The 20,702-nt window shown below is 49.9% G+C and carries 28 protein-coding genes; all 28 read left to right on the top strand.

The window, feature by feature from the left end; all coding sequences use genetic code 11:
- Nucleotides 1-25: 25 nt before the first annotated feature.
- The gene (locus A7K91_RS14645; RefSeq protein WP_068683982.1) at nt 26-313 is read left to right on the top strand and encodes a stage VI sporulation protein F; all 288 of its coding nucleotides are present in this window, start codon (nt 26-28) and stop codon (nt 311-313) included.
- Between the two features lie 89 nt (nt 314-402).
- On the top strand, nt 403-1,641 hold the full coding sequence (locus tag A7K91_RS14640; RefSeq protein WP_245697530.1) for a DUF2515 family protein: 1,239 nt from the start codon (nt 403-405) through the stop codon (nt 1,639-1,641).
- 93 nt (nt 1,642-1,734) lie between these two features.
- Entirely contained in the window at nt 1,735-2,064 is a 330-nt protein-coding gene (locus A7K91_RS14635) for a hypothetical protein (protein WP_068683979.1), read from the top strand.
- A 210-nt stretch (nt 2,065-2,274) separates the two neighbouring features.
- Nucleotides 2,275-2,892 (top strand): genetic competence negative regulator, encoded by a 618-nt coding sequence (locus tag A7K91_RS14630; RefSeq protein ID WP_068683978.1) that lies wholly within the window; start codon nt 2,275-2,277, stop codon nt 2,890-2,892.
- A gap of 174 nt (nt 2,893-3,066) precedes the next feature.
- Nucleotides 3,067-3,768, top strand: coding sequence for a glutamic-type intramembrane protease PrsW (gene prsW / locus A7K91_RS14625; protein ID WP_068683977.1), 702 nt, complete (start codon nt 3,067-3,069; stop codon nt 3,766-3,768).
- Between the two features lie 95 nt (nt 3,769-3,863).
- Nucleotides 3,864-4,025, top strand: coding sequence for a hypothetical protein (locus A7K91_RS26730; protein WP_169833415.1), 162 nt, complete (start codon nt 3,864-3,866; stop codon nt 4,023-4,025).
- Between the two features lie 106 nt (nt 4,026-4,131).
- Nucleotides 4,132-5,481, top strand: a complete 1,350-nt coding sequence (gene ypeB, locus A7K91_RS14620) for a germination protein YpeB (RefSeq protein WP_068683966.1) — start codon at nt 4,132-4,134, stop codon at nt 5,479-5,481.
- Nucleotides 5,482-5,564: 83 nt separating this feature from the next.
- Complete coding sequence (locus tag A7K91_RS14615) at nt 5,565-6,218, top strand: flagellar brake protein (protein WP_068683962.1); 654 nt, start codon at nt 5,565-5,567, stop codon at nt 6,216-6,218.
- Nucleotides 6,219-6,278: 60 nt separating this feature from the next.
- The gene (locus tag A7K91_RS14610) at nt 6,279-6,476 is read left to right on the top strand and encodes a hypothetical protein (protein ID WP_068683960.1); all 198 of its coding nucleotides are present in this window, start codon (nt 6,279-6,281) and stop codon (nt 6,474-6,476) included.
- A 107-nt stretch (nt 6,477-6,583) separates the two neighbouring features.
- On the top strand, nt 6,584-7,288 hold the full coding sequence (gene cmk / locus A7K91_RS14605) for a (d)CMP kinase (RefSeq protein WP_068683958.1): 705 nt from the start codon (nt 6,584-6,586) through the stop codon (nt 7,286-7,288).
- A gap of 3 nt (nt 7,289-7,291) precedes the next feature.
- The gene (locus tag A7K91_RS14600; RefSeq protein ID WP_068683956.1) at nt 7,292-7,867 is read left to right on the top strand and encodes a lysophospholipid acyltransferase family protein; all 576 of its coding nucleotides are present in this window, start codon (nt 7,292-7,294) and stop codon (nt 7,865-7,867) included.
- 92 nt (nt 7,868-7,959) lie between these two features.
- Nucleotides 7,960-9,213, top strand: coding sequence for a 30S ribosomal protein S1 (gene rpsA / locus A7K91_RS14595; protein ID WP_068683953.1), 1,254 nt, complete (start codon nt 7,960-7,962; stop codon nt 9,211-9,213).
- A gap of 92 nt (nt 9,214-9,305) precedes the next feature.
- The gene (locus A7K91_RS14590; protein WP_068683951.1) at nt 9,306-9,941 is read left to right on the top strand and encodes a YphA family membrane protein; all 636 of its coding nucleotides are present in this window, start codon (nt 9,306-9,308) and stop codon (nt 9,939-9,941) included.
- Between the two features lie 7 nt (nt 9,942-9,948).
- Nucleotides 9,949-10,866: a YIEGIA family protein gene (locus tag A7K91_RS14585; RefSeq protein ID WP_068683950.1), complete on the top strand. Its 918-nt coding sequence runs from the start codon at nt 9,949-9,951 to the stop codon at nt 10,864-10,866.
- On the top strand, nt 10,859-11,038 hold the full coding sequence (locus tag A7K91_RS14580; protein ID WP_068683948.1) for a capping complex subunit for YIEGIA: 180 nt from the start codon (nt 10,859-10,861) through the stop codon (nt 11,036-11,038). The genes A7K91_RS14585 and A7K91_RS14580 overlap by 8 nt, the downstream gene beginning before the upstream one ends.
- 96 nt (nt 11,039-11,134) lie before the next feature.
- Nucleotides 11,135-12,457, top strand: a complete 1,323-nt coding sequence (gene der / locus A7K91_RS14575) for a ribosome biogenesis GTPase Der (protein WP_068683946.1) — start codon at nt 11,135-11,137, stop codon at nt 12,455-12,457.
- A gap of 12 nt (nt 12,458-12,469) precedes the next feature.
- On the top strand, nt 12,470-13,069 hold the full coding sequence (plsY, locus tag A7K91_RS14570) for a glycerol-3-phosphate 1-O-acyltransferase PlsY (RefSeq protein ID WP_068683945.1): 600 nt from the start codon (nt 12,470-12,472) through the stop codon (nt 13,067-13,069).
- A 5-nt stretch (nt 13,070-13,074) separates the two neighbouring features.
- Nucleotides 13,075-14,109: an NAD(P)H-dependent glycerol-3-phosphate dehydrogenase gene (locus A7K91_RS14565; protein WP_068683944.1), complete on the top strand. Its 1,035-nt coding sequence runs from the start codon at nt 13,075-13,077 to the stop codon at nt 14,107-14,109.
- 72 nt (nt 14,110-14,181) lie between these two features.
- The gene (locus A7K91_RS14560; RefSeq protein WP_068683943.1) at nt 14,182-14,457 is read left to right on the top strand and encodes a stage VI sporulation protein F; all 276 of its coding nucleotides are present in this window, start codon (nt 14,182-14,184) and stop codon (nt 14,455-14,457) included.
- Nucleotides 14,458-14,801: 344 nt separating this feature from the next.
- Nucleotides 14,802-14,981: a DUF2768 family protein gene (locus A7K91_RS14555; RefSeq protein ID WP_068683942.1), complete on the top strand. Its 180-nt coding sequence runs from the start codon at nt 14,802-14,804 to the stop codon at nt 14,979-14,981.
- 63 nt (nt 14,982-15,044) lie between these two features.
- Nucleotides 15,045-15,341, top strand: coding sequence for a 2Fe-2S iron-sulfur cluster-binding protein (locus A7K91_RS14550; RefSeq protein ID WP_068683937.1), 297 nt, complete (start codon nt 15,045-15,047; stop codon nt 15,339-15,341).
- Between the two features lie 13 nt (nt 15,342-15,354).
- Nucleotides 15,355-15,990, top strand: a complete 636-nt coding sequence (locus A7K91_RS14545; RefSeq protein WP_068683936.1) for a nucleotidyltransferase family protein — start codon at nt 15,355-15,357, stop codon at nt 15,988-15,990.
- Nucleotides 15,948-16,289, top strand: a complete 342-nt coding sequence (locus tag A7K91_RS14540; protein ID WP_068683933.1) for a 2Fe-2S iron-sulfur cluster-binding protein — start codon at nt 15,948-15,950, stop codon at nt 16,287-16,289. Before A7K91_RS14545 ends, A7K91_RS14540 begins: the two co-directional genes overlap by 43 nt.
- Nucleotides 16,290-16,307: 18 nt before the next feature.
- Nucleotides 16,308-17,057, top strand: coding sequence for a hypothetical protein (locus A7K91_RS14535; protein ID WP_068683929.1), 750 nt, complete (start codon nt 16,308-16,310; stop codon nt 17,055-17,057).
- 298 nt (nt 17,058-17,355) lie between these two features.
- Entirely contained in the window at nt 17,356-18,834 is a 1,479-nt protein-coding gene (gene spoIVA, locus A7K91_RS14530; protein ID WP_068683927.1) for a stage IV sporulation protein A, read from the top strand.
- Nucleotides 18,835-19,136: 302 nt separating this feature from the next.
- Nucleotides 19,137-19,412, top strand: a complete 276-nt coding sequence (locus A7K91_RS14520; RefSeq protein WP_068683925.1) for an HU family DNA-binding protein — start codon at nt 19,137-19,139, stop codon at nt 19,410-19,412.
- A gap of 215 nt (nt 19,413-19,627) precedes the next feature.
- Nucleotides 19,628-19,849, top strand: coding sequence for a trp RNA-binding attenuation protein MtrB (mtrB, locus tag A7K91_RS14515; RefSeq protein ID WP_068683923.1), 222 nt, complete (start codon nt 19,628-19,630; stop codon nt 19,847-19,849).
- A gap of 210 nt (nt 19,850-20,059) precedes the next feature.
- Nucleotides 20,060-20,623, top strand: coding sequence for a hypothetical protein (locus A7K91_RS14510; protein WP_068683922.1), 564 nt, complete (start codon nt 20,060-20,062; stop codon nt 20,621-20,623).
- The last annotated feature ends 79 nt before the right edge of the window (nt 20,624-20,702 follow it).

Raw genomic sequence — 20,702 nt, 5'->3', positions numbered from 1 at the left:
ATGCCCTAGTGGAGGTGCAGAACTAATGAGTTATCAGAATTACGGCATTAAACCGCAGTTTGTAGAACGCGTAAAGCAAAAAATGAAAAACCCGGCAGTGAAGGAACGCATTCGGGGTCTGCTGGCTCACGTAACCAAGCATGATCTTCAGGATCGGGCGAAGGTGCGGAGGCTTGTGAAATCCGCCTCTGTTATTCTGCAGGAGAAGCTTACAGAATCCCAGGAAGATGGTATTGTTGCGTTTGTTATAGCCCAAAAAATCGATCCTAACAATACGTTCCATCTGCTCAAGCTGTGGGGAATGTTTCGTTGAAGTTCCTTCCATGCTTATAAAGTTTTTTTCTGCGCAAACTTATAGGTAGCAGGGTTTTGCCGAAATGTTTGCGCAGGGGGTCGAGAGTCGTGAATTGGCTGCGTTATTTGCTTGAGCTTCCCGCTGCCGCTGCTGCCTATACGGCGGGCAAATTCAAGGCGTTCCAGTACTCCAGGGAGCTTCTCCAGCATGCTGCGCCCCCTGTGTTGTCCGTTGGAGCGGGATACCGCCTCCTGGAGGGCTTAAAGCAGGCAGAGCGGAAAAACCGTATAGGGACGCCAAGGGATTGGCAGCCGGAGGAGCGGGAGCTGCTGAACCATATCATTGGGGAAACAAGGCGTCACAACCGCAATAATGTGACCCGGACAGAGGCGTACCGCACCGTTTATTTTCATTCGCCGGAGCTGCACTGGTCGCTTTTGGCCCATCTGGTGTCGCGTAACGGCGGCTGGAATATGACGGATCTCAAGGGCGAATGGCTGCCCCGGCTGTTAAAGGAGCCGCAGAGGAAAGAGCTGTTTCACTTTCTGGAGCGATGCAACGCGCTTATATTCGGAGACGCCTACCCCCAGCTTTTACTTTATCAATGGAGCCGCAGGGAAGGACGCAGCTTGTTTCATTTGCTGCCTGGACTTGGCGTTTCCTCCTTTATGGGGCCGGTCTGGTCGCAGTTTTTGCGTGAGGGAGATTCAGCGCTCCTGTCCGTTGCGCTAATTATTAATGAGCAGCATTTTATTGAAGGCCGGGTTGTACAGAATCCTGCCTACAAACCTGCGGTTCATTCCCTGATAACAGAGCTCCAATCCATCCTGCAGCTTAACGGAGTCGTGTTCCCCTACGGGGTTGGCACAAGTGATGGAAAAAGCGGCTCCGGCTTGCAGCTTGCAGGCTTGATTATCGAAAAATTCAGAGATATCAGCGAGCGAATCGAGTTTGGCAAAAGGCTGTATGCCATGTTGTTCGGTATTCCTGCTGTACTGCATGGTGCGCGCTGCTTTGCGGCGGCGGTCAGGCACACGGGGTCCAGGGCGGATTACGCCCCTTCTCTGTTTCAAAAAAATATGCCTCCGCGTATTCCCCCTGTAGAGAAGCTGGCGGGAGGAAAATTGAAAAAGGATGCGCCGCTTCTGTATAGTCCTGAGCTAAGGGATGCCTGGGACGATGTGGAGCTTAAACCGCCGGAGCCAGGCGACTGGTTTCATTCAGGGGAAACTCTTGCAGCTTATTTCGATTCTCTTCCCATGCCCTCCCATTTTGAAATGAGCAATGAATACGGAATGATACTGGACAAGCTGGAGCTTGCCGCGCTAACAAAGGGCAGCGTATAAGCAAGGACAATTTCCTGAATTTAGAGGGAATGGCCGGCCTCCCGCCATGAGACACTAATAGTTGTAATTCATTTGAAATGAGGTGCAACACTGATGAAGTGGCGCGGATTATTACTTGGCGGACTGATTGGGGCAGGTGCTACATTGTATATGGCCCGCAAGCGTCCAGGAGCTGTCGCCTGGGCCGCAGGCGCTATGAGCGGCATTTGCCATGCGGCAACGGGCAAAATGGTGGGAAGCATGCTCCGCTCCAAAAACGGCAGCTCGCAGCAGCTATCCAAATCGTCAACTCGCGATGCCGGAAAAACGGATAAATCTTCCCGTGAAACGTGGATGCAGATGGAGCAATGGATTCAGAGCGACCCCGAAGTGAAACAGGAAGTGGATAAAATTAAAGCGGAAGCCTCCGCCGCAATGCACTAGATCATGATTTTGGTACAGAGAATCGGTCAGCACAGCCCAAGCGGGGCTTTGGCGGGCCGATTCTTTTTCGTCCATTATTCCTTCAATCCTAGTGCATTTGCCGTTCGAACATGGTAAAGTAAAGGCATAACGTAAAAAGTCCATTTTATTCACCATTAAAATGCGGCTTCATACGCTATTACGATAGACGCTGCAAAGGAGGATCCTATCATGAAGATCGAGCGGCTGAGTCAGGACCGGATACGGATTTTCCTGACATTTGACGATTTGCTGGAGCGGGGGATCCATAAGGATGATATGTGGCGCGAACCGCCCAAGCTTCAAGAGCTTTTTATGGAAATGATGGACCAGGCATATACAGAGCTGGGTTTTGAAGCATCCGGCCCGCTGGCGGTGGAAGTGTTGGCTATGCCGGCTCAAGGTATGGTGATCATTGTAACACGCGGCAAACTCAATCGTTCATCGGACGAACATGGCAGAGATGATTTTGACGATGCCGATGATGACATTCTGGACATGGAAGTAACGATGGAGCAAAGCGATGTGGTTATGTATGCATTCAGGGATTTCGAGGATGTCATTTCCGCAGCCGAGCAGCTTAAACGCTCCGGTTTAACGGAGGGAGGCCAATTGTTCTCCTACAACGGCAAATGGATTTTGACACTTGAGCCTGCAGGCATGGAACCTCCTCAGTATCATGGCGTCATTGCGCTATTGGCGGAGTATGGCGAAGCAACCTCGGTCACTTATGCTATGCTGGAGGAATATGGGAAATTAATTATGCCAGAGTACGCGATTCGGGAGATATGCGGCCATTTTTCCTTTTGATTCATCACTTACATGACAGGGCAACGGCGGGTTGTTACCGCCGATGCCCTTTTTCGTCTCCGCGACAGTATTTGCTATTTCCGGGAAAGCTTTGCCCATGTATAATTAAGGCATGACAGTGTCATTTCTGTTCCCGTCCTTCCGGACAGGGATAACAAGAAAGCAGGGACGCGCGTGGTGTTGTTTTCTATCTTAATTGCAGCGATTGCGCCAGGCGTATCGTTGCTTACCTATTTGTATTTGCGCGACAAATACGATGCCGAGCCAATTCATATGATCGTACGCATGTTTTTGCTGGGTGTGTTGGTTGTGGTGCCCATCATGGTTATTCAGCGGGGCTTGGAGATTTATTTTGGCGAGGATATGCTGCTTGCTACAACCTTTATACAATCGGCAGGCGTAGAGGAATTTGTTAAGTGGTTTGTTTTGTTTCACGTTATCTACAATCATACTGAATTTGACGAGCCATACGACGGCATCCTTTATGCGGCATCCATATCGCTTGGTTTCGCTACCATGGAGAACGTCCTCTATGCCATGTATTCCACCTCATCCTTCGGCCAACTGCTGCTGAGGGCGCTTTTGCCCGTATCCGGCCATGCGTTGTTCGGCGTTATGATGGGTTATTATTTGGGCAAGGCCAAGTTTTCAACAAAACTGAAATCCAGAAGATGGTTACTTTCCACTTCGTTGCTGCTGCCATTGCTGCTGCATGGCGTATATGACTGGATATTGCTTGCTTTGGAGCAGGTCTGGATTTGGTTCATTATCCCTTTTATGGTACTTCTCTGGATGTGGGGGCTGCACAAGATGAACTCTGCCACCAGCCGCTCTCCGTTTCGGTTTGTTAGACGGGAAGATGAGATTAAATTGTAAGGCTTCCGTCCATACTGGCTATTAGTGCGTGTTCAAAAAGCGGACTTTTTGAACAACCTCTATAGTGGTTTAATGACTGACCAAAGGAGGCAGATATGGACACCGCAAGGATCAAGGTAACCATTCGCTGCAATGTATGCGGCGAAAAGTTTGTGCTGCGAGGCCGGAAGGAAAAAGGAAGCGTTGAAACCGGCTTTCGCCAGTGCATTTGCAACAACAGCAGCGACCTCGATATCGAGGAGCACGCTGGCTTGTAATGAAACGGTCAATATGAAGAGGCAGTTAAACAGGCAATGGATGCATAAAGCTCCTTTTTCCAATCCAAACTAATGGCAGGTTTGGAACGAGAAAGGAGCTTTTTGTATGGTATATCGCAGGCTTAGCTCCATTATGTTTCCCGTGCTCGCCGTTTTGCTGACCGGCGCGTTATTCTGGGGGTATCAGGAGCATCAGGAAAAAAACTCGATTTTGATTAAAGCGGAAAATCAATATCAGCGGGCATTTCACGATCTTGCTTTTCATGTCGACAAGCTGCATGAGCAGTTGGGCAATACGCTTGCGGTAAATTCCACTTCAAAGGACTTTCACCGTAAAGGCCTTGTTAATGTGTGGAGGCTGACCAGCCAGGCGCAAAATGAAATCAGCCAGCTGCCGCTAAGCTTTTTGCCGTTTACGGAAGCTGAAAACTTCTTGTCCCACATTTCCAATTTCGCCTACAAAACCGCAGTCCGCGATTTGTCCAGCCAACCCCTGACGGAGGGTGAATTCAAGACGTTAAAGGCATTGTATGATAAGTCCGGCGAAATTGTGCAAGATTTGAACCGGATGCAGCAGGACGTCATCGCCAGCAATTTGAGATGGATGGATGTAGAGGTAGCTATTGCGGCTGATCAGGCCAATAGCGGGAACCTGATTGTGGACGGATTAAGGTCTATGGACAAAAAGGTGAGCGCATACCCAGAGCTGGATTGGGGTCCGTCCGTCAGCAGCATGTATGAACGGCGTTCCATCAAGCTTCTCTCCGGCGAGCCGGTTACCGCCGATACTATCAAAACGAAGGCAGCCTCTTTTTTGGGTATGGATGCTTCGGGCATTCAGGTTGGGGAAAATGGCAAGGACACTGAATACGCGTCTTACTCCGCGCAGACGGAAAGCAATGGCTCTTTGATCCAGCTGGAATATACAGCAAAAGGGGGGCAGCTTCTGTCCTACCGAAACGGCCGGGAAATCGGTCAAAGCACAGTAGATTTCCAGAAGGCGCGCATTGCAGCGGATCAATTTCTCGACAGTCATGATTTCAAAGGAATGAAGCCAGTCAGCTATGACCAATATGGAGATTCGGGAAGCTTTACTTACGTTGCAACACAAAACGGCGTATTGATTTATCCTGAAAAGCTGACTGTCAAGGTTGCATTGGACAAAGGCGAGGTCGTTGCCATGCAAGCAAACGATTATGTGTATGAGCACCGCAAACGCGAAATGCCAAGCCCCATTATGTCGAAGGAGCAGGCGAGGAAGTCTCTAAATCCGGAAATGAAGGTATCCGGCGAGGAACTGGCGCTTATTAAAAACGAGATGGGCGAAGAAGTGCTCTGCCATGAATTTACCGGCGGCATTAACGGCTACCTGTATAAAATTTATATTAACGCGGACACGGGCTACGAGGAAGCCATTGAGCCTATTAGCCCTGAGGACAAAAAGGCGGCGGCTTAAGACAGGTTCTAATTTGAGCAACCTCTTATAGCTCCCCGACCACAGGCATGCTATAATGTCTGGTATACGGGAGGGGAGCTATTTTGTTGCCAAAAGTTAATACCATGCTTTATTATCACATTGCTTCCTCCGATGAATCGGAAGCTGCAGTGGAGTACAAATCCAGGATCGCAGATGAAGAAGAAGACGGCCTTTTAATCGAATATCCATTAAATGAAAAGACCGGTCGGACCAAGAGGCTGTATCTTGGTGACGAAATGTCGGTTTTTTTTGTGGAAGCCGACGGAGTTAAACATTACTTTGACTCTCATGTCATCGGCTTTAAGGAGGATGGCGTCCGTCTTGTCAAAATCATGAAGCCGGACCCCGAAAAAATGACGAGGGTTCAGCGGCGCAGTTTTTTGCGCGTGCCGGCGGAATTGGAGCTGGCCGTCAAGATTTCCGGGAAAGGCCGTTTTGTTTGCAAAACGGATGATGTTGGCGGAGGAGGAATATCCTTTCTCTATCGCGAACCGCAAGGGCTGAAAAGCGAAGACGCCATTCAGTGCTGGCTGCTGCTTCCTTACAAAAACGGCTCGGTTGACCATGCTTCTTTTACGGCCGAGGTGGTCCGGATCAAGGAGTTGGAAAGCGGGCGCAGACAAGCCATGATTAAATTCATTGATATTTCCGACTCCGAGCGGCAAAAAATTATTCGTTATTGCTTTGAAAGGCAGCTGGAATATCGCAATCGTTGAATGAGTGAACCATTATTGGAGCAACCTAATTCCATTCTGCAGCAGTGGAGGGAAAATAGGATGTTGTCAAAACTTAACGCGTTGCTACATAGCAAGGAGAAGCTTGCCGCCCGTATGGACAAGGCGATGAAAGTGGCGCGTATTGCCGTATTGGCGCTGCTTGCAGCCATCGTTTTATCGCAGCTGGCATTACAGAACGAGACGATAAGAGAGTGGCTTACAAGCGCTGCCAGATGGGAGGGAACCTCTCTTGGCTAGCGCTTCTCTTTTGCATCTTGGGGGATAGTGTGGTATAATTTTCACGTTCGCAGGCAATGCCTGCTTTTTCTTTGAAAGCGCGTCTTGCCTTGATTAAAGGAGGTTGACTGTACGTGGTGCAGCAAGATGGCGACAGCGATTTGATCAATGTTGCAATTGACGGGCCGGCAGGCGCGGGCAAAAGCACGGTTGCAAGAATGGTCGCCGCGCAATTGGGATATGTGTATGTCGATACAGGTTCGATGTACAGGGCAGTAACGTTAGGCGCTCAGCGCCAAGGATTAGCTGCAGACGATGAAGAAAGGCTTACGCAGTTTATGAAAAGCCTGGACATCGTGCTGAAACCGGGGGCAAACGGACAATTCGTTTATATGAACGGAGAGGACGTTACCTCATTGATTCGCACCAGAGAGGTTACCGGGGCGGTTTCTCATTATGCCGCAAGCGGTATTGTGCGCGAAGTGCTTGGCGTAATGCAGCGCAACATGGCGTTGCGCAAAGGGATCGTGATGGATGGAAGGGATATCGGCACGCATGTGTTGCCGGATGCCGAACTTAAGGTGTTTCTTACTGCCTCTGTCAAGGAGCGCGCGCTGCGCAGATTCAAGGAATTGGGTCAGGAAGCCGTCGTAACGCTTCAGCAGCTGCAGGAAGAGATTGCCGAGAGGGACAGATTGGACGAGCAGCGCGAGCTTGCTCCGCTTCTTAAAGCTTCCGACGCCATTGAACTGGACAGCAGCGACATGACCATAGACGAGGTCGTTGACGCAATTGTCAAAATGAGCCGAACCAAATTGGCGGAGGCGAAGTAAACTATGTTATATGTCATTTTTCGATCCTTACTTAATGCGATTTACGCTGTTTTATTCCGTCTTGAGCCAAAAGGCTTGCACAATATACCATCCTCCGGGGCCGTTATTCTGGCGTCAAACCATATCAGCAACTTTGACCCGCCTACGATTGGCGTCAAGGTGGAACGTCAGGTGCTGTTTATGGCTAAAGAGGAGCTGTTCCGAATTCCGGTTTTTGGATCGCTAATTACTTCATTCGGCGCGTTCCCCGTCAAACGGGGCGGCGTCAGTAAAGAAGCGATCAAGTCCGCGATTACCTTTTTGAAGGAAGGCAAAATGCTTGCTATCTTTCCAGAAGGCTCGCGCAGCCATACAGGAGCGGCCAAAAAAGGAGCGGCCATGATCGCATTGCGAGGCGGAGGGCTGATTGTTCCTGTCGCTATTGTGGGCACGTATAAGCCTTTTCGCAAAATGTATGTCTGCTATGGCGAACCCATCGATTTGGCGGCCCGCATGGAAGACTTCGAGGGCGATCAGCTGGAGCGCGCGACGGAAATTATTATGGATGGCATTCATAAGACGGCAAAGCAATATGGTTAATGTTTTTTTTGTTTAAGTTGTTTTAAATGCCGATAGGGCTTCGTCCATCGGATTTAAATAAAGTTGGGGTATGAACTGAGGAGGTTATTTCAATGTCAGAAGAGATCAATGTGCAAGAAACCGTTGCGGAGGAAGTTACTCAAGACGCAATGGATAATTTCGTGTCTTTGAAAAAAGGCGATTCCGTAAAAGGCACTATCGTCAAAATCGAAGATAACCAAGCTTACGTAAGCCTTGGATATAAATATGACGGTGTTATTCCGCTGCGTGAGCTTTCTTCCGTTCAATTGGAAAATGCGGCTGATGCTGTACAGGTTGGCCAAGAGGTTGAATTGAAGGTTGTCAGCATTGACGACAACAAGGAAAGCCTGGTTCTTTCCAAAAAGCTTGTTGACGGAGAAAAGGCTTGGGATGAGCTGCAAAGCCGCTTTGAATCCGGCGAAGTATTTGAAGTTGTTGTAGCTGACGTTGTAAAGGGCGGTCTGGTTGCCGATGTTGGCGTTCGCGGCTTCATTCCGGCTTCCATGGTAGAGCGTCATTTCGTTGAAGATTTCAGCGACTACAAAGGCCGTACGCTTCGCGTAAAAGTGAAAGAAATCGACGTTGAAAACAAAAAAGTAATCCTTTCCCAAAAAGACGTGCTGGACGCTGAGTTCGAGCAAAACAAACAGCAAGTAATCGGCTCCATTCAAGTTGGCCAAGAGCTTGAAGGGACGGTTCAACGCCTGACTCCATTTGGCGCGTTTGTTGATATCGGCGGCGTAGACGGCCTGGTTCACGTATCCGAGCTGTCCTGGCAGCATGTTGCTCATCCGAAGGATGTTGTATCCGAAGGCCAAAAGCTGAACGTTAAAGTGCTTAAAGTTGATCCAGCCGCTGGCAAAATCAGCTTGAGCGTTAAAGCAGCTCAACCGGGTCCATGGGATACGGCTGCCGGCCAATTCAACATTGGCGATATTGTTGAAGGCACCGTTCGCCGTATTGTAACGTTTGGCGCGTTTGTAGAAATTGCTCCTGGCGTTGAAGGCCTGGTTCATATTTCCCAAATTGCACACCGTCATATCGGAACTCCGCACGAGGTGTTGACGGAAGGTCAAGAAGTTAAAGCTAAAGTTCTTGACTTCAATGCAGCTGAAAAACGCGTTTCCCTCAGCATTAAGGAAACCGAGGAAGCACCGGAGCAGCCGGCTTCGGCTCCAAAAGGAGAGCGCGATTCTCGCGCCCCTCGTACTCCGCGTGCTCCTAAGATGGAAGAAATCAACAATCCTAACGTAAGCCTGAACAGCTCCAGCATGAGCTATTCCCTGGGCGAGCGTTTCGGCGATAAGCTTAGCAAATTGAAGTAATTTGTAATTTCTATAGAGGCTATTCCTGCAGCAATTTGCAGGAATAGCCTCTTTTCTTTGGGCCATAATAGGTAGACGCGAGGTGAACTATTATGATGCCAGGATATATCGCTTGTCTGCTTTTGCTAGCCGGTTGTATTCTTTTGGCTACCGGCTGGAAGCCATATGTGGCCCCCGGCCTATCCAATGTCTCCATCTGTGTCATAGCAGCATTAACCCTGATTTTGTATGTTCTCCCTGCCTGGAAATTGCCCGTTCAAGGTATTGTGTATATCCAGCCGTTCGCAATCCCGCTGATGCTGGCGGGCATTGTCAGCTTATTTGCACGCAGCACTTTTACGGGAAGCTGCTACCTTGTCATGGTAGCTTGTCTGCTGTCATTAATTTGGGGCTGCTTGCACAGCTTGTACAGCTATGAGCCATTTTTGGCTTGGCTCAAGCCCGGATGGGACATACCGGTTTTGTGCGGACTATTGGTCAGCTTATTAATTAGCGATGTCCGCAGGCAACCGGGACTTCTGATATGGTGCTCAGTGCTGGGGGAAGGTTTTGCGGCATGGCTGGACCAGGGCTCTTATTATGCGGTGATGGGTTCGGCGCGCTGGTGGGACATTGTTTTGCTGTCATATGCCGTCGCAATATGCGGTAATGGCGCTCAAGCTTTGGCAAAGGCCGGCGGCTTAAGACTAAGCCGCATTTTTGCGCGATTGGGTCCAAAGGGAGGATGAGGGAGCTATGAGCCGTTTTTTTACGGAAAATCATCATTTGATCGGTGTTCTTTTAGGTATTATGTTTGGCATTATCGCCAGGCTGGTCATGCTCAAAACGGATTATAGACAATACCCTACCTATCCGCATGGGCGAATCATTCATATTTCGCTTGGCGTCATTGCAGCAGCTCTTGGAGCGGTTGCCGTTCCGGCATTGTTCAATAAAGATTATACGGCGATAACCTTTTTGACGCTGGCCGCCCAGCAATTCAGGGATGTACGTAAAATGGAGCGGGACACGCTAACAAAAATCGACAGTCTGGAGCTGGTTGGCAGAGGCAGTACTTACATTGAAGGGATAGCGATGGTTTTTGAAGGCCGCAACTATTTGGTGATAATGACGGCTTTGCTAACCAGTCTGTTTGCGATTATGCTATCGATCTGGTACGGCATTGCTGCCGGACTTTTGTCTTTGCTTATTGTGCTGAAATTAAAGTCGGGCAAGTCCATCAGCCATATTGCGGACGTTCAATTGGGTAAAATCGAGGTTGTCGGTCCAGACCTTTTCGTATCCGGCATCTATATTATGAATGTTGGGCTTCAGGAAAATCAAGCCATTATGATGGAGCGCGGTATGGGATTTGTTATCAAACCCTTTAACGCCAACGGCAAAGCCACATTGTCGAACCTTGGGCAACGCCAGGCTATTCTTTACGATCTTGCGACTATATTAGGCGTATATCGCGATGATGGAGAACCGGCTTTGGTGCCGCTTGCCAAACTGGATATGAAAAACGGCAGCCTTGCCGTATTTGTGTTGCCTCAAGAGTTGGATGGACATAAAGGAGTAGAAGTGGTCAAAAGGGTGCCTATACTGGAGTCCGCGGTGCGAATGCCAACGGAATCGGCTGTTAACCGGAAGGAGGCGGAGGAGCATGGGTGAAATTGTTGCGGTTGTTTCCGTCCATCCATCCAAGGTTGGCGGCGGCGCCCCTATCTTTATAGCGGAGGATGAAAAGGAACTGCAGTCGTCCGCGTTTTTGCTGGAAAAAATTTTGGACGCAAGCGCCCATGATTTAAAAAACGGAACCATGATCCTGGTTAATCATCGTTAAAATAATACAACTGCTGTAAAGTATTTGTTAGCCAAGTTCATCGTTTTTTGCTATGATGGGTAACGTGAGTAACATTGAAGGAGTGAAAAACCAATTATGGCTAGACCTGTTATCGCCATCGTCGGGCGGCCCAATGTGGGGAAATCGACTATATTTAATCGAATAATAGGCGATCGGCTGGCAATTGTTGAGGATAAACCTGGCGTAACGCGCGATCGCATTTACGGAACTGGCGAGTGGAACGGCAAGCCGTTCAGCATCATAGATACCGGCGGCATCGAAATTGATGGCGAAGATGAAATTATGAAGTCGGTTCGGATGCAAGCGGAGCTGGCCGTCGAAGAGGCTGATGTCATCATTTTTATGGTAGATGCCAAAAGCGGCTTGACCCATTCCGATGAAGAAGTTGGCCAGATGCTGTTCCGCTCCCGTAAGCCTGTGGTGGTTGCGGTAAACAAGGTGGACAACGAAAGCCGCAGAGACGAAATTTATGAGTTCTATGGCCTCGGCTTTGGCGAACCTGTCCCTATTTCCGGCTCGCATGGTATCGGTATCGGAGATTTGCTGGACGCAGCTACCGACCTGCTGCCCGAGCTTGAAGACGACGGCTATGAGGAAGACGTCATCCGCGTTGCTCTGATTGGACGCCCCAATGTAGGCAAGTCGTCGCTAGTTAATGCGCTGCTCGGCGAAGACCGGGTTATTGTCAGCAACGTGGCCGGAACAACACGCGATGCTATCGACACCCCTTTTCAGCATGACGGGCAAAAATATGTGCTTATAGATACAGCGGGCATGCGCAAGCGGGGCAAGGTTTATGAAACAACAGAGAAATACAGCGTTATGCGCGCAATGAAGGCAATCGAACGCGCTGACGTTGTTTTGGTGCTTATTAACGGCGAAGAAGGCATCATTGAACAGGACAAGCATATTGCCGGATATGCTCATGAAGCGGGCAAAGCTTCTGTTTTTGTCGTGAATAAATGGGATGCGGTCGAAAAGGATGAAAAAACGATGGCGAGTTTTACGCAAAAAATTCGCGATCACTTCCTGTTTATGACCTATGCGCCTGTAGTATTCCTGTCGGCCTTGACCAAACAGCGCTTACATAAGCTGCTTCCCGTTGTCAATCATGTATCCGAGCAGCATGCGCTGCGTATTCAGACGCATCTGCTGAACGATGTTGTTTCGGATGCGGTGGCGATTAATCCGCCGCCGACGGATAAAGGCAAGCGTCTGCGAATCAATTATGTGACTCAGGTATCCACCAAGCCGCCAACCATCGTTTGTTTTGTTAATGATCCGGATCTGATGCATTTTTCCTATGAGCGTTATCTTGAAAATAAAATTAGAGCCGCGTTTAATTTTGAGGGCACGCCAGTCCGAATCTTTACGCGCAGGAAATCAGACGAGGACTAGGGGAGAAGAAAGTTGGTCTTAAACGTTATCGCAATTGTCATCAGTTATTTGCTTGGTTCTGTATCGTTCAGTATTGTCATTGCCAAATGGGTTAAAGGCATTGACATCAGACAACATGGCAGCGGCAATGCGGGAGCGACCAATACGCTCCGGGTTTTAGGCAAAGGACCCGGCATTGCCGTTTTTGCTCTGGATATCGTTAAAGGCATAGCGGCCGTAGGCATCGGACATTGGTTAGGGGATAACAGCTGGATTCCCGTTTTATGCGGGCTGGCCGCCATCACGGGACATAACTGGCCGATCTGGTTTGGCTTTAAAGGCGGCAAAGGAATCGCTACTGCAATCGGAATTGTGGTGGTGCTTTGTTTCCTGCCCGCTCTTTATGCCGGCATCGTCGCAATAGCGTCCATTGTACTGACGCGTTATGTGTCGCTGGGCTCTCTTCTGTTTGCCCTGTTAACCCCATTATTTGTGCTGCTGCTGGGTTATCCCATGCCGCTGTTTTATGGAACGTTGGCGTTTTGCCTGTTTGCGTTTTTCCGTCACCGCAGCAATATTGTCAAGCTGGTTAAGGGAACTGAAAATAAGCTGGGCGCCAAAAAAGGAGCGTAATGCATATGACTTTGAATCCATCATCTGAGGGACGCAAAGCTGCTGTATTAGTGGCCGGAAGCTGGGGCACCGCTCTGGCTTCGGTACTTGCTGCCAACGGCTATTCCGTCTATTTGTGGACCCGTAGCGCGGAGCAGGCTAGTGAAATCAATACGACTCGCTTCAATGGCAAATATTTGCCTGGATGCGAGCTGCCGCCGCTTATAACGGCAACCTCCAGCATGGAGGAGGCTCTTACGGGAGCGGAGCTTGCGTTATTTGTTGCTCCTTCCTCCGCCATGCGGCAGGTCGCAAAGCAAGCGGCAGAGTGGCTCCCGGCTCATGCGCTGGTTGTTCACGCAACCAAAGGCTTCGAGGAGCAAAGCCTGAAGCGAATGTCTGCTGTATTGGCGGAGGAGCTGAACAGGCCGCAAGCATCTATCGTTGTGTTGTCCGGACCCAGCCATGCGGAAGAGGTGATCCGCAAGCAGCCTACGACAATTGTGGTTGCCGCCGAGCAACTGGAGGAAGCCGAGAAGGCTCAGGATGCTTTGATGAATTCCGACTTTCGCGTGTATACCAATCCCGACGTCATTGGCGTTGAAGTTGCCGGCGCCATCAAAAATATTATTGCGCTGGGCGCCGGCTTGTCGGACGGTTTGAAATTTGGCGATAACGCCAAGGCGGCTTTGCTGACACGGGGACTCGCGGAAATCGGCAGGCTGGGCGCAGCTATGGGCGCTAACCTGTTGACCTTTGCGGGCCTTGCCGGCGTTGGCGACTTGGTCGTCACTTGCACCAGCACCCACAGCCGCAACTGGCGGGCCGGCTCCATGCTGGCTGACGGCACTCCGCTGCCCGTCGTGCTGGAGAAGATGGGCATGGTTGTTGAAGGCGTGCGCACGACTAAAGCCGCCTATGAAATGGCACAGCGTTTTGGCGTGGAAATGCCAATCACCCATCAATTGTATGAGGTTTTGTTTCAAGGCAAAGAACCAAAGGCCGCTGTGGAACAACTGATGGGACGGCTCAAAACGCACGAGATTGAAAGCATCGGATAAGCCCGCGCCTACACCATCGGTTATCCCTCCTCATATGATGTCAGGAACTTATCGTCGAGGAGGGTGAAGCATTTGTCGAAAGGAACGCCGAAGGATATCCTTGGCGCCATCAACAAAAAGACCGGCAAAAGCATTTCCGAAAGTGCTGTCAAAAAGCTGGCCAGCGGCGTTGACGCAAACACGATGAAAAACGAGGCTGAGCTTCGCAAGCTGATCAAGCAAGTGGCAGACATGGCCAATATTAAAGTGCCGGATGGCGCAATAAACGATATTGTCAAAGCGGTCAAAGCCAGTGGCTTAAGTCCGTCCAATATGGAATCGCTGGTCAAAATGATGTTGAAAAAATAAAGGCTGGCGGTCAGGCGGCAAAGGTCTGTCAAAACGGGGCTGTCCGAAAAGTCAAGCGGAATGAATAAGGATTCAGCAGAGAGGACCGGAGGGGAAAGGGTGTCTTGAGGGCGAGTTTTTTTGTCCGCTTTTATCCAGTAAAAAATAGGATCAAAAAAAGCGTACAAAAATGTTTGAGCTTCCAAGACATCCTTTTCCGGCAGGAACCGGTTTTGCTGAATTATGATTCACCGTAACAGACTTTTTGGACAGTCCCGTTTTTGGTTTAACCTTTTGTCCTTTTTTTGGCCTGATGCTATAATGAAAAGCATAAATTCGACATAGATTAGGAGAATGGTATCATAATGGATCCGATGACTAAGATGTGGATTTCGTTTGTAGGCATTGGCTTAATGGCAATTGCCGCTTTCCTGATTACGTTCGCCAGGGCAAAAACGAAAGGCGTGCTGAAGGTTGTTTTATCGATTGTAGCGTTTATTTTACTCGTTTTCGGATTTATTTACGGATTCTTTTCAATTATTTAGTCATTCTGTTCAGGGTGGATGTTTACATAAAGCCATGTTGTCAAAAGCAAAGGAAGGTAACCTATGATTGAGCTAAAGGGAAAAACGATAACGGCTGAGGTTCCGGCGGAGTCCGGATTGACGCTGCTGGATCACGCTATCAAGCACAAAATTGACTGGAGCTTCTCCTGTACGCGCGGGACCTGTGCCAGATGCAGATGCCTTGTCACGGAAGGGGCGGAGTTTCTGGAGGAAGTGACGGACGAGGAATGGGACCGGCTGGAGCCTGAGGAGTTTGAAGAAGGTTTCCGCCTTGGCTGCCAGGCCGTCGTCAAGGAAGGCGCCGGCCGGATTGCCGCCGTAAATAAAACGTATTTCTAGAGGTGTGCTGGACATGACTACACAATTACCCCTTCATGATGCACTGACTCAAATTGTCCAAGCGGCCGGCAATGATCTTTGGGTAACAGGGGGAAGCGCGGCGCTTATGCTTCGCGGCTTGCCCCTTGCTTCGTCTCCGCGGGATCTGGATCTTTATTGCGACGATGAGGACGGAGCGGAGCTTCATCACAGACTGAAGCAGTATGCACTGAATACTCCTCATTACAGTGAAAGTGATATTTACCGCTCAACCCTGAGCCATTATGCAGTAGGAGGCTGGCGCGTGGAGCTTGTGGCCGGGTTTCAAGTCGCGGCTATGGGCTGCCGGTACCGGGTTGAAGTAAAAGAGGTGCTGCTCCCTCTGGGTGAAGCTGTAACGTTTGGCGATGGTGAGTCCATAACGCTGGTGCCGCTTGCGCATGAGCTATGGTTCAATGCGCTTCGAGGCAGGGCGGACAGAGTGGAAACCATCGTTGGCGGAATGTCGCTCCATCGGGAAAAGCATTGGACCGCTATGAATGCGATCGAGGAGCGAAATGGATTTCCGAATGGATATGTCACGCAGGTTCATAATTGGATAAATCAGGAAGAGGGCGGTGATAGGGATTGGACGCTGAAATACGCTTCCAGCCTTCAGGCCGGTCGATAAAGGTACGCAAAGGCACAACGCTTCTTGATGCGGCAAGACGCGCAGGCGTTCATATCGCCACGCGCTGCGGCGGTAAAGCCTCCTGTTTTATGTGCAAGGTTCAAGTACTCCCGGGAAGCAAGCTTCTGCCGGTTGGCGATATAGAGAGCCGAAAGCTTGCCGGATTAGAAGAACAAGGCATGCGTTTGTCATGTCAAGCCAGAGCGAACGGTAATTGCGAAGTTGAAATTCCGCCCGATCCGCTTCGCGCTGCGGTTGCAAGACAGCTGGCGCGCCAGCAGGAAGATGACTTATGGTAACGAAATGGAGGAATTAACATGACAGTGGCTGCAAATAGGGCGATTCGTCGCATTGTAGGCAAGCCCGCTGCCGCGCTTGCTTGTGCGATTCTGCTAATGTTGACTTCCGGCTGTCTATATCCCAAGGAAAACAGCCAATCTGCTCCGCCAAAGGAGGCGGTGCGCAATATTCAGTCGGCTGTTGATCAATATTACAGCGAGCAGGGGCTGCTTCCGATGGTCAATGCCAGCAAGGAAGTGCCGGTGTATGAGAAATTCAGGCTTGATTTCAAAAAGCTTCAGGGCAAGGGCTACATCAGCTCGATTCCCGCGGCTGCCTTTGAAAATGGAGGAAACTATTATTTTCTTATTATCGACGAGGAAAGCAAGCCGTTAATCCGCTTGCAGGACATCGTTTCTTTTCAGCAAGTTAATGATTTGCAGAAGCGCGTTAGCAGCTATGTGGCCGCCAATGGAAAACCTCCGCTGTCAGAAGCCCTCTACCCAGGCTTTTACGGTATTGATTTTGAGGCGTTGGGAGGCAAGCAGCCTGTTATAAAAAGCATGTTTTCGGGCGGTACGCTTCCGGCAATGCTGGATGATGAAGGAACCGTTTTTATCGATTACGGGATTGACATCATGCAGCGCCTGCAGCGCGAGGAGGATGTTTCCTTATGGAAAAACGAAGATTTGCGCAGGCTGCTTATTGACAATACCGAATTTGTACCCGTCAAATCGCCGGCTTACCGTTTGAATGAAGACGGCGAGCCCGTTGCGGTCAAGAGCTGAGCTATACTCCATGCTTAAGCCCATCGATATGAAATCTCTTCCTAACCCGGGAAGAGATTTTTTTATTTCCGCGACATAGTTCAGCCAGGGCTTTCATATATTTCAATCTTGGAAGGGAAGACTGCGAAGCTCGCGACGGGAAAATAACAACAATTTTCGTAGAGGAAATAAGCATATTTGGACAGTCTGGACATAAGATGTTACTAGTCCAAAAAGCATGTACGAGTTGCGTCGCTGGCCTGCCCTTTTGTCCGGTGGAAGGCGGCGAACCGGAAATTCAATTGGGAGGGGATATTCAGTGGAGAAAGTGGACATTTTCAAGGACATAGCCGAACGTACCGGCGGGGATATTTACCTCGGCGTGGTAGGTGCGGTTCGCACAGGCAAATCAACGTTTATCAAGCGGTTTATGGAAACGGTTGTTTTGCCTAACATTGCAAATGAATCGGACCGGGCCAGAGCCGTTGACGAGCTGCCGCAAAGCGCCGCAGGCAAAACCATTATGACGACCGAGCCAAAATTCGTGCCTAATCAAGCCGTTCAGCTGAAGGTGGCGGATGGACTTGAGGTGAATGTTCGTTTGGTGGATTGTGTCGGATATGCGGTGGAGGGCGCCAAAGGCTACGAGGATGAAAACGGCCCGCGCATGATTACGACGCCATGGTTTGAAGAGCCGATCCCGTTCCAGGAAGCTGCCGAAATCGGCACCCGCAAAGTTATTCAGGAGCACTCCACGCTTGGCGTGGTGGTGACGACAGATGGCAGCATTGCTGAAATACCTCGCAGCTCCTATGTTGTTGCCGAAGAAAGAGTGATAGAGGAATTAAAGGAAGTTGGCAAGCCATTTGTGCTCATCATCAACTCCACCCGTCCCAAAAGCGAAGAGACGCAGCAGCTCCGCAGCGAGCTCCAGGCCAAATACGATATTCCGGTTATGGCGATCAGCGCCGCAACGATGGGCGAGGAGGAAGGCTTGGCTGTTCTGAGGGAAGTGCTTTATGAATTCCCTGTGCATGAAGTCAATGTCAATCTTCCAAGCTGGGTCATGGTGCTGAACGAAAATCATTGGCTGCGCAGCAATTATGAAAATTCGGTGCGCGACACAGTAAAGGACATCCGGAGATTACGCGATGTTGACCGGGTCGTAAGCCAATTTATGGATTATGATTTTATTGCTCGGGCAGGTCTGAGCGGAATGAACATGGGGCAAGGCGTGGCCGAAATCGACTTGTATGCGCCCGACGAGCTGTATGACCAAATTTTGATGGAGGTTGTTGGCGTCGAAATCCGCGGCAAAGACCATCTGCTCCAGCTGATGCAGGATTTCTCCCACGCCAAGCGGGAATACGACCGCTTTGCGGAAGCGCTGGAGATGGTCAAAACAACCGGATACGGCATCGCGGCTCCATCGCTTGCAGAAATGGCGCTTGACGAGCCGGAGCTCATCAGACAGGGTTCGCGCTTTGGCGTAAGGCTTAAGGCAACGGCGCCGTCCATCCATATGATACGGGTCGACGTGGAATCGGAGTTTGCGCCGATTATCGGCACCGAGAAGCAAAGCGAAGAGCTGGTGCGTTACCTGATGCAGGATTTCGAAAACGATCCGATCAAAATTTGGGAATCCGACATCTTCGGCCGTTCGCTTCATTCCATCGTGAGGGAAGGCATTCAGGGCAAAATTGCCATGATGCCGGATAATGCCCGCTACAAGCTTCAGGAAACGCTGGGCCGCATCATCAATGAAGGCTCCGGCGGACTGATTGCGATTATTCTCTAGGTTTCGGGAGACAATGCAACTTCAATAATCGGGCGTATAACGCCCATAAATCAAGCCGCCCCGCTTAATTGCCAGGGGCGGCTTTGGCTTGTTTGGAGGCATTGGCACTTGAAATTGCCATTCTGCTGTATTACTATAGGTTTGTTCGGTCGAAAAGGTATATATTTCAAGTTTTCCGTTAATAAGAGGGATAAGATCACAAACTCAAAGCCGATGCTTACGAAGCCAAGTTTGCTTCGCAAACTCAAAGCCGATGCTTACGAAGCCAAGTTTGCTTGGCAAACTTTTAAGGAGGTGAGAAAATGAACAAGACTGATCTGATCAACAAAGTGGCCGAGCTGTCCGAGTTGTCCAAGAAGGATGCAACTAAGGCGGTGGACGCTGTTTTTGAAGCCATCTCCGATGCGCTGCAAAGCGGTGACAAGGTTCAACTGGTTGGTTTCGGTAATTTCGAGGTGCGCGAGCGTCAAGCCCGTAAAGGCCGCAACCCGCAAACAGGCGAAGAAATCGATATCGCCGCAAGCAAAATGCCGGCATTCAAACCAGGTAAATCGCTTAAAGACCTTGTATCCAATTAACGTATATGATGGCATAAACGCTCGAACGGTCAACGTTTTGAGCGTTTTTGCATCATTTTCACCATAGAAGCCGTTTGCTTTATAAACGGCGGTGTCCGGAGGCCGTTTCCTATTAGCTGACGTCACCGTTGCGCATTGGGAGAACTTGTTCTATAATTTTTCATTAGGCGTGTTTGTAAACAAGCCTTGGGAACAGGAAGGGCGGAGATAACATCATGGAACCGACGGTTGGCGATTATGTAGTCATCAAAGCGAAGGACCAGGGAGTGCAAGTCATCGGTCTCACCCGCGGGCAAGATACAAGATTTCATCATATGGAGAAGCTTGACCGCAATGAAGTGCTGATCTGTCAATTTACCGATCACACCTCTGCCATCAAGATTAGAGGCAAAGCTACCGTAATGACCAAATACGGAACGGTGGAAACGGATCAATAAAAGCAATAAAAGCAACAGAGAGGAAGCAGGCGCAGCCTGCTTTTTGTTTTTGGCGTGCTGGAATCCGAAAACGGTTTAGCAAGCTTGAAGACAAGCGTCATAATGAGCCAAGCGTCTTCGTACAATGGAGTAGGGATTTCTGTGAGCCGTATGGAAGCGGCGCAGAATGAACAAAATGGTTATTATATCCATTGTGGGAGGCGCTGCGGGTTGCGAAGCATAATGCCATGGTTGAAAGCTGGCGTAGCCACGCTGGTTGTTACCATGTTTCTGGGACTGGCGCTGGACGGGCTCGGCAGCAGGGAAGGCGTTCTTCCCGCAATTCACCATGAAGCGCCAGAGCGGCTGGGCGATGGCAATCTGGTAGAGGTGCTGGCCGGAGTGCAGCTTAAGGAGCGTTTGGGAAGAGTGGAATGGAACGGCTCCGTATTGACGCTGGAGCTTCGCGTTTCTGCTGATGAAGGAAGACCTGAGGCCTGGTTTGACGACGCAAAGTCGTTTATTGCCCTGTCCTTCGGCCAGCTTGACAATGTGAAGCGTCTTTTGTTTCGGATAACGGAAAGCGGCTATGGAGCCGAGCGAAGGCTGCTTGCCGTCATGGACGTAAGAGCGGAAGACACATGGCTGAAGGATGAGCTGGACGCTCTTGCGCAGATTAATCCTGTGCACGATGAAGTATGGCGCAAACGGCTCCGATTAAGGCTTACTGATGCCTGGAAGGAGCGGTTTGGAGCATCCTCAGGCTATATTGCGACGCCGCTGGATAGATTTTGATGAAACGATGGCAAGCTGTATGACCTTTTGTGCAGTTTATGCTATAATAATTTAGATTATCGGGCGGCAATCCTGTTAT

This window comes from Paenibacillus oryzae (genome assembly GCF_001675045.1).
Classification (GTDB): Bacteria; Bacillota; Bacilli; order Paenibacillales; family Paenibacillaceae; genus Pristimantibacillus; species Pristimantibacillus oryzae.
This window is presented reverse-complemented; position numbering and strand designations above follow the sequence as displayed.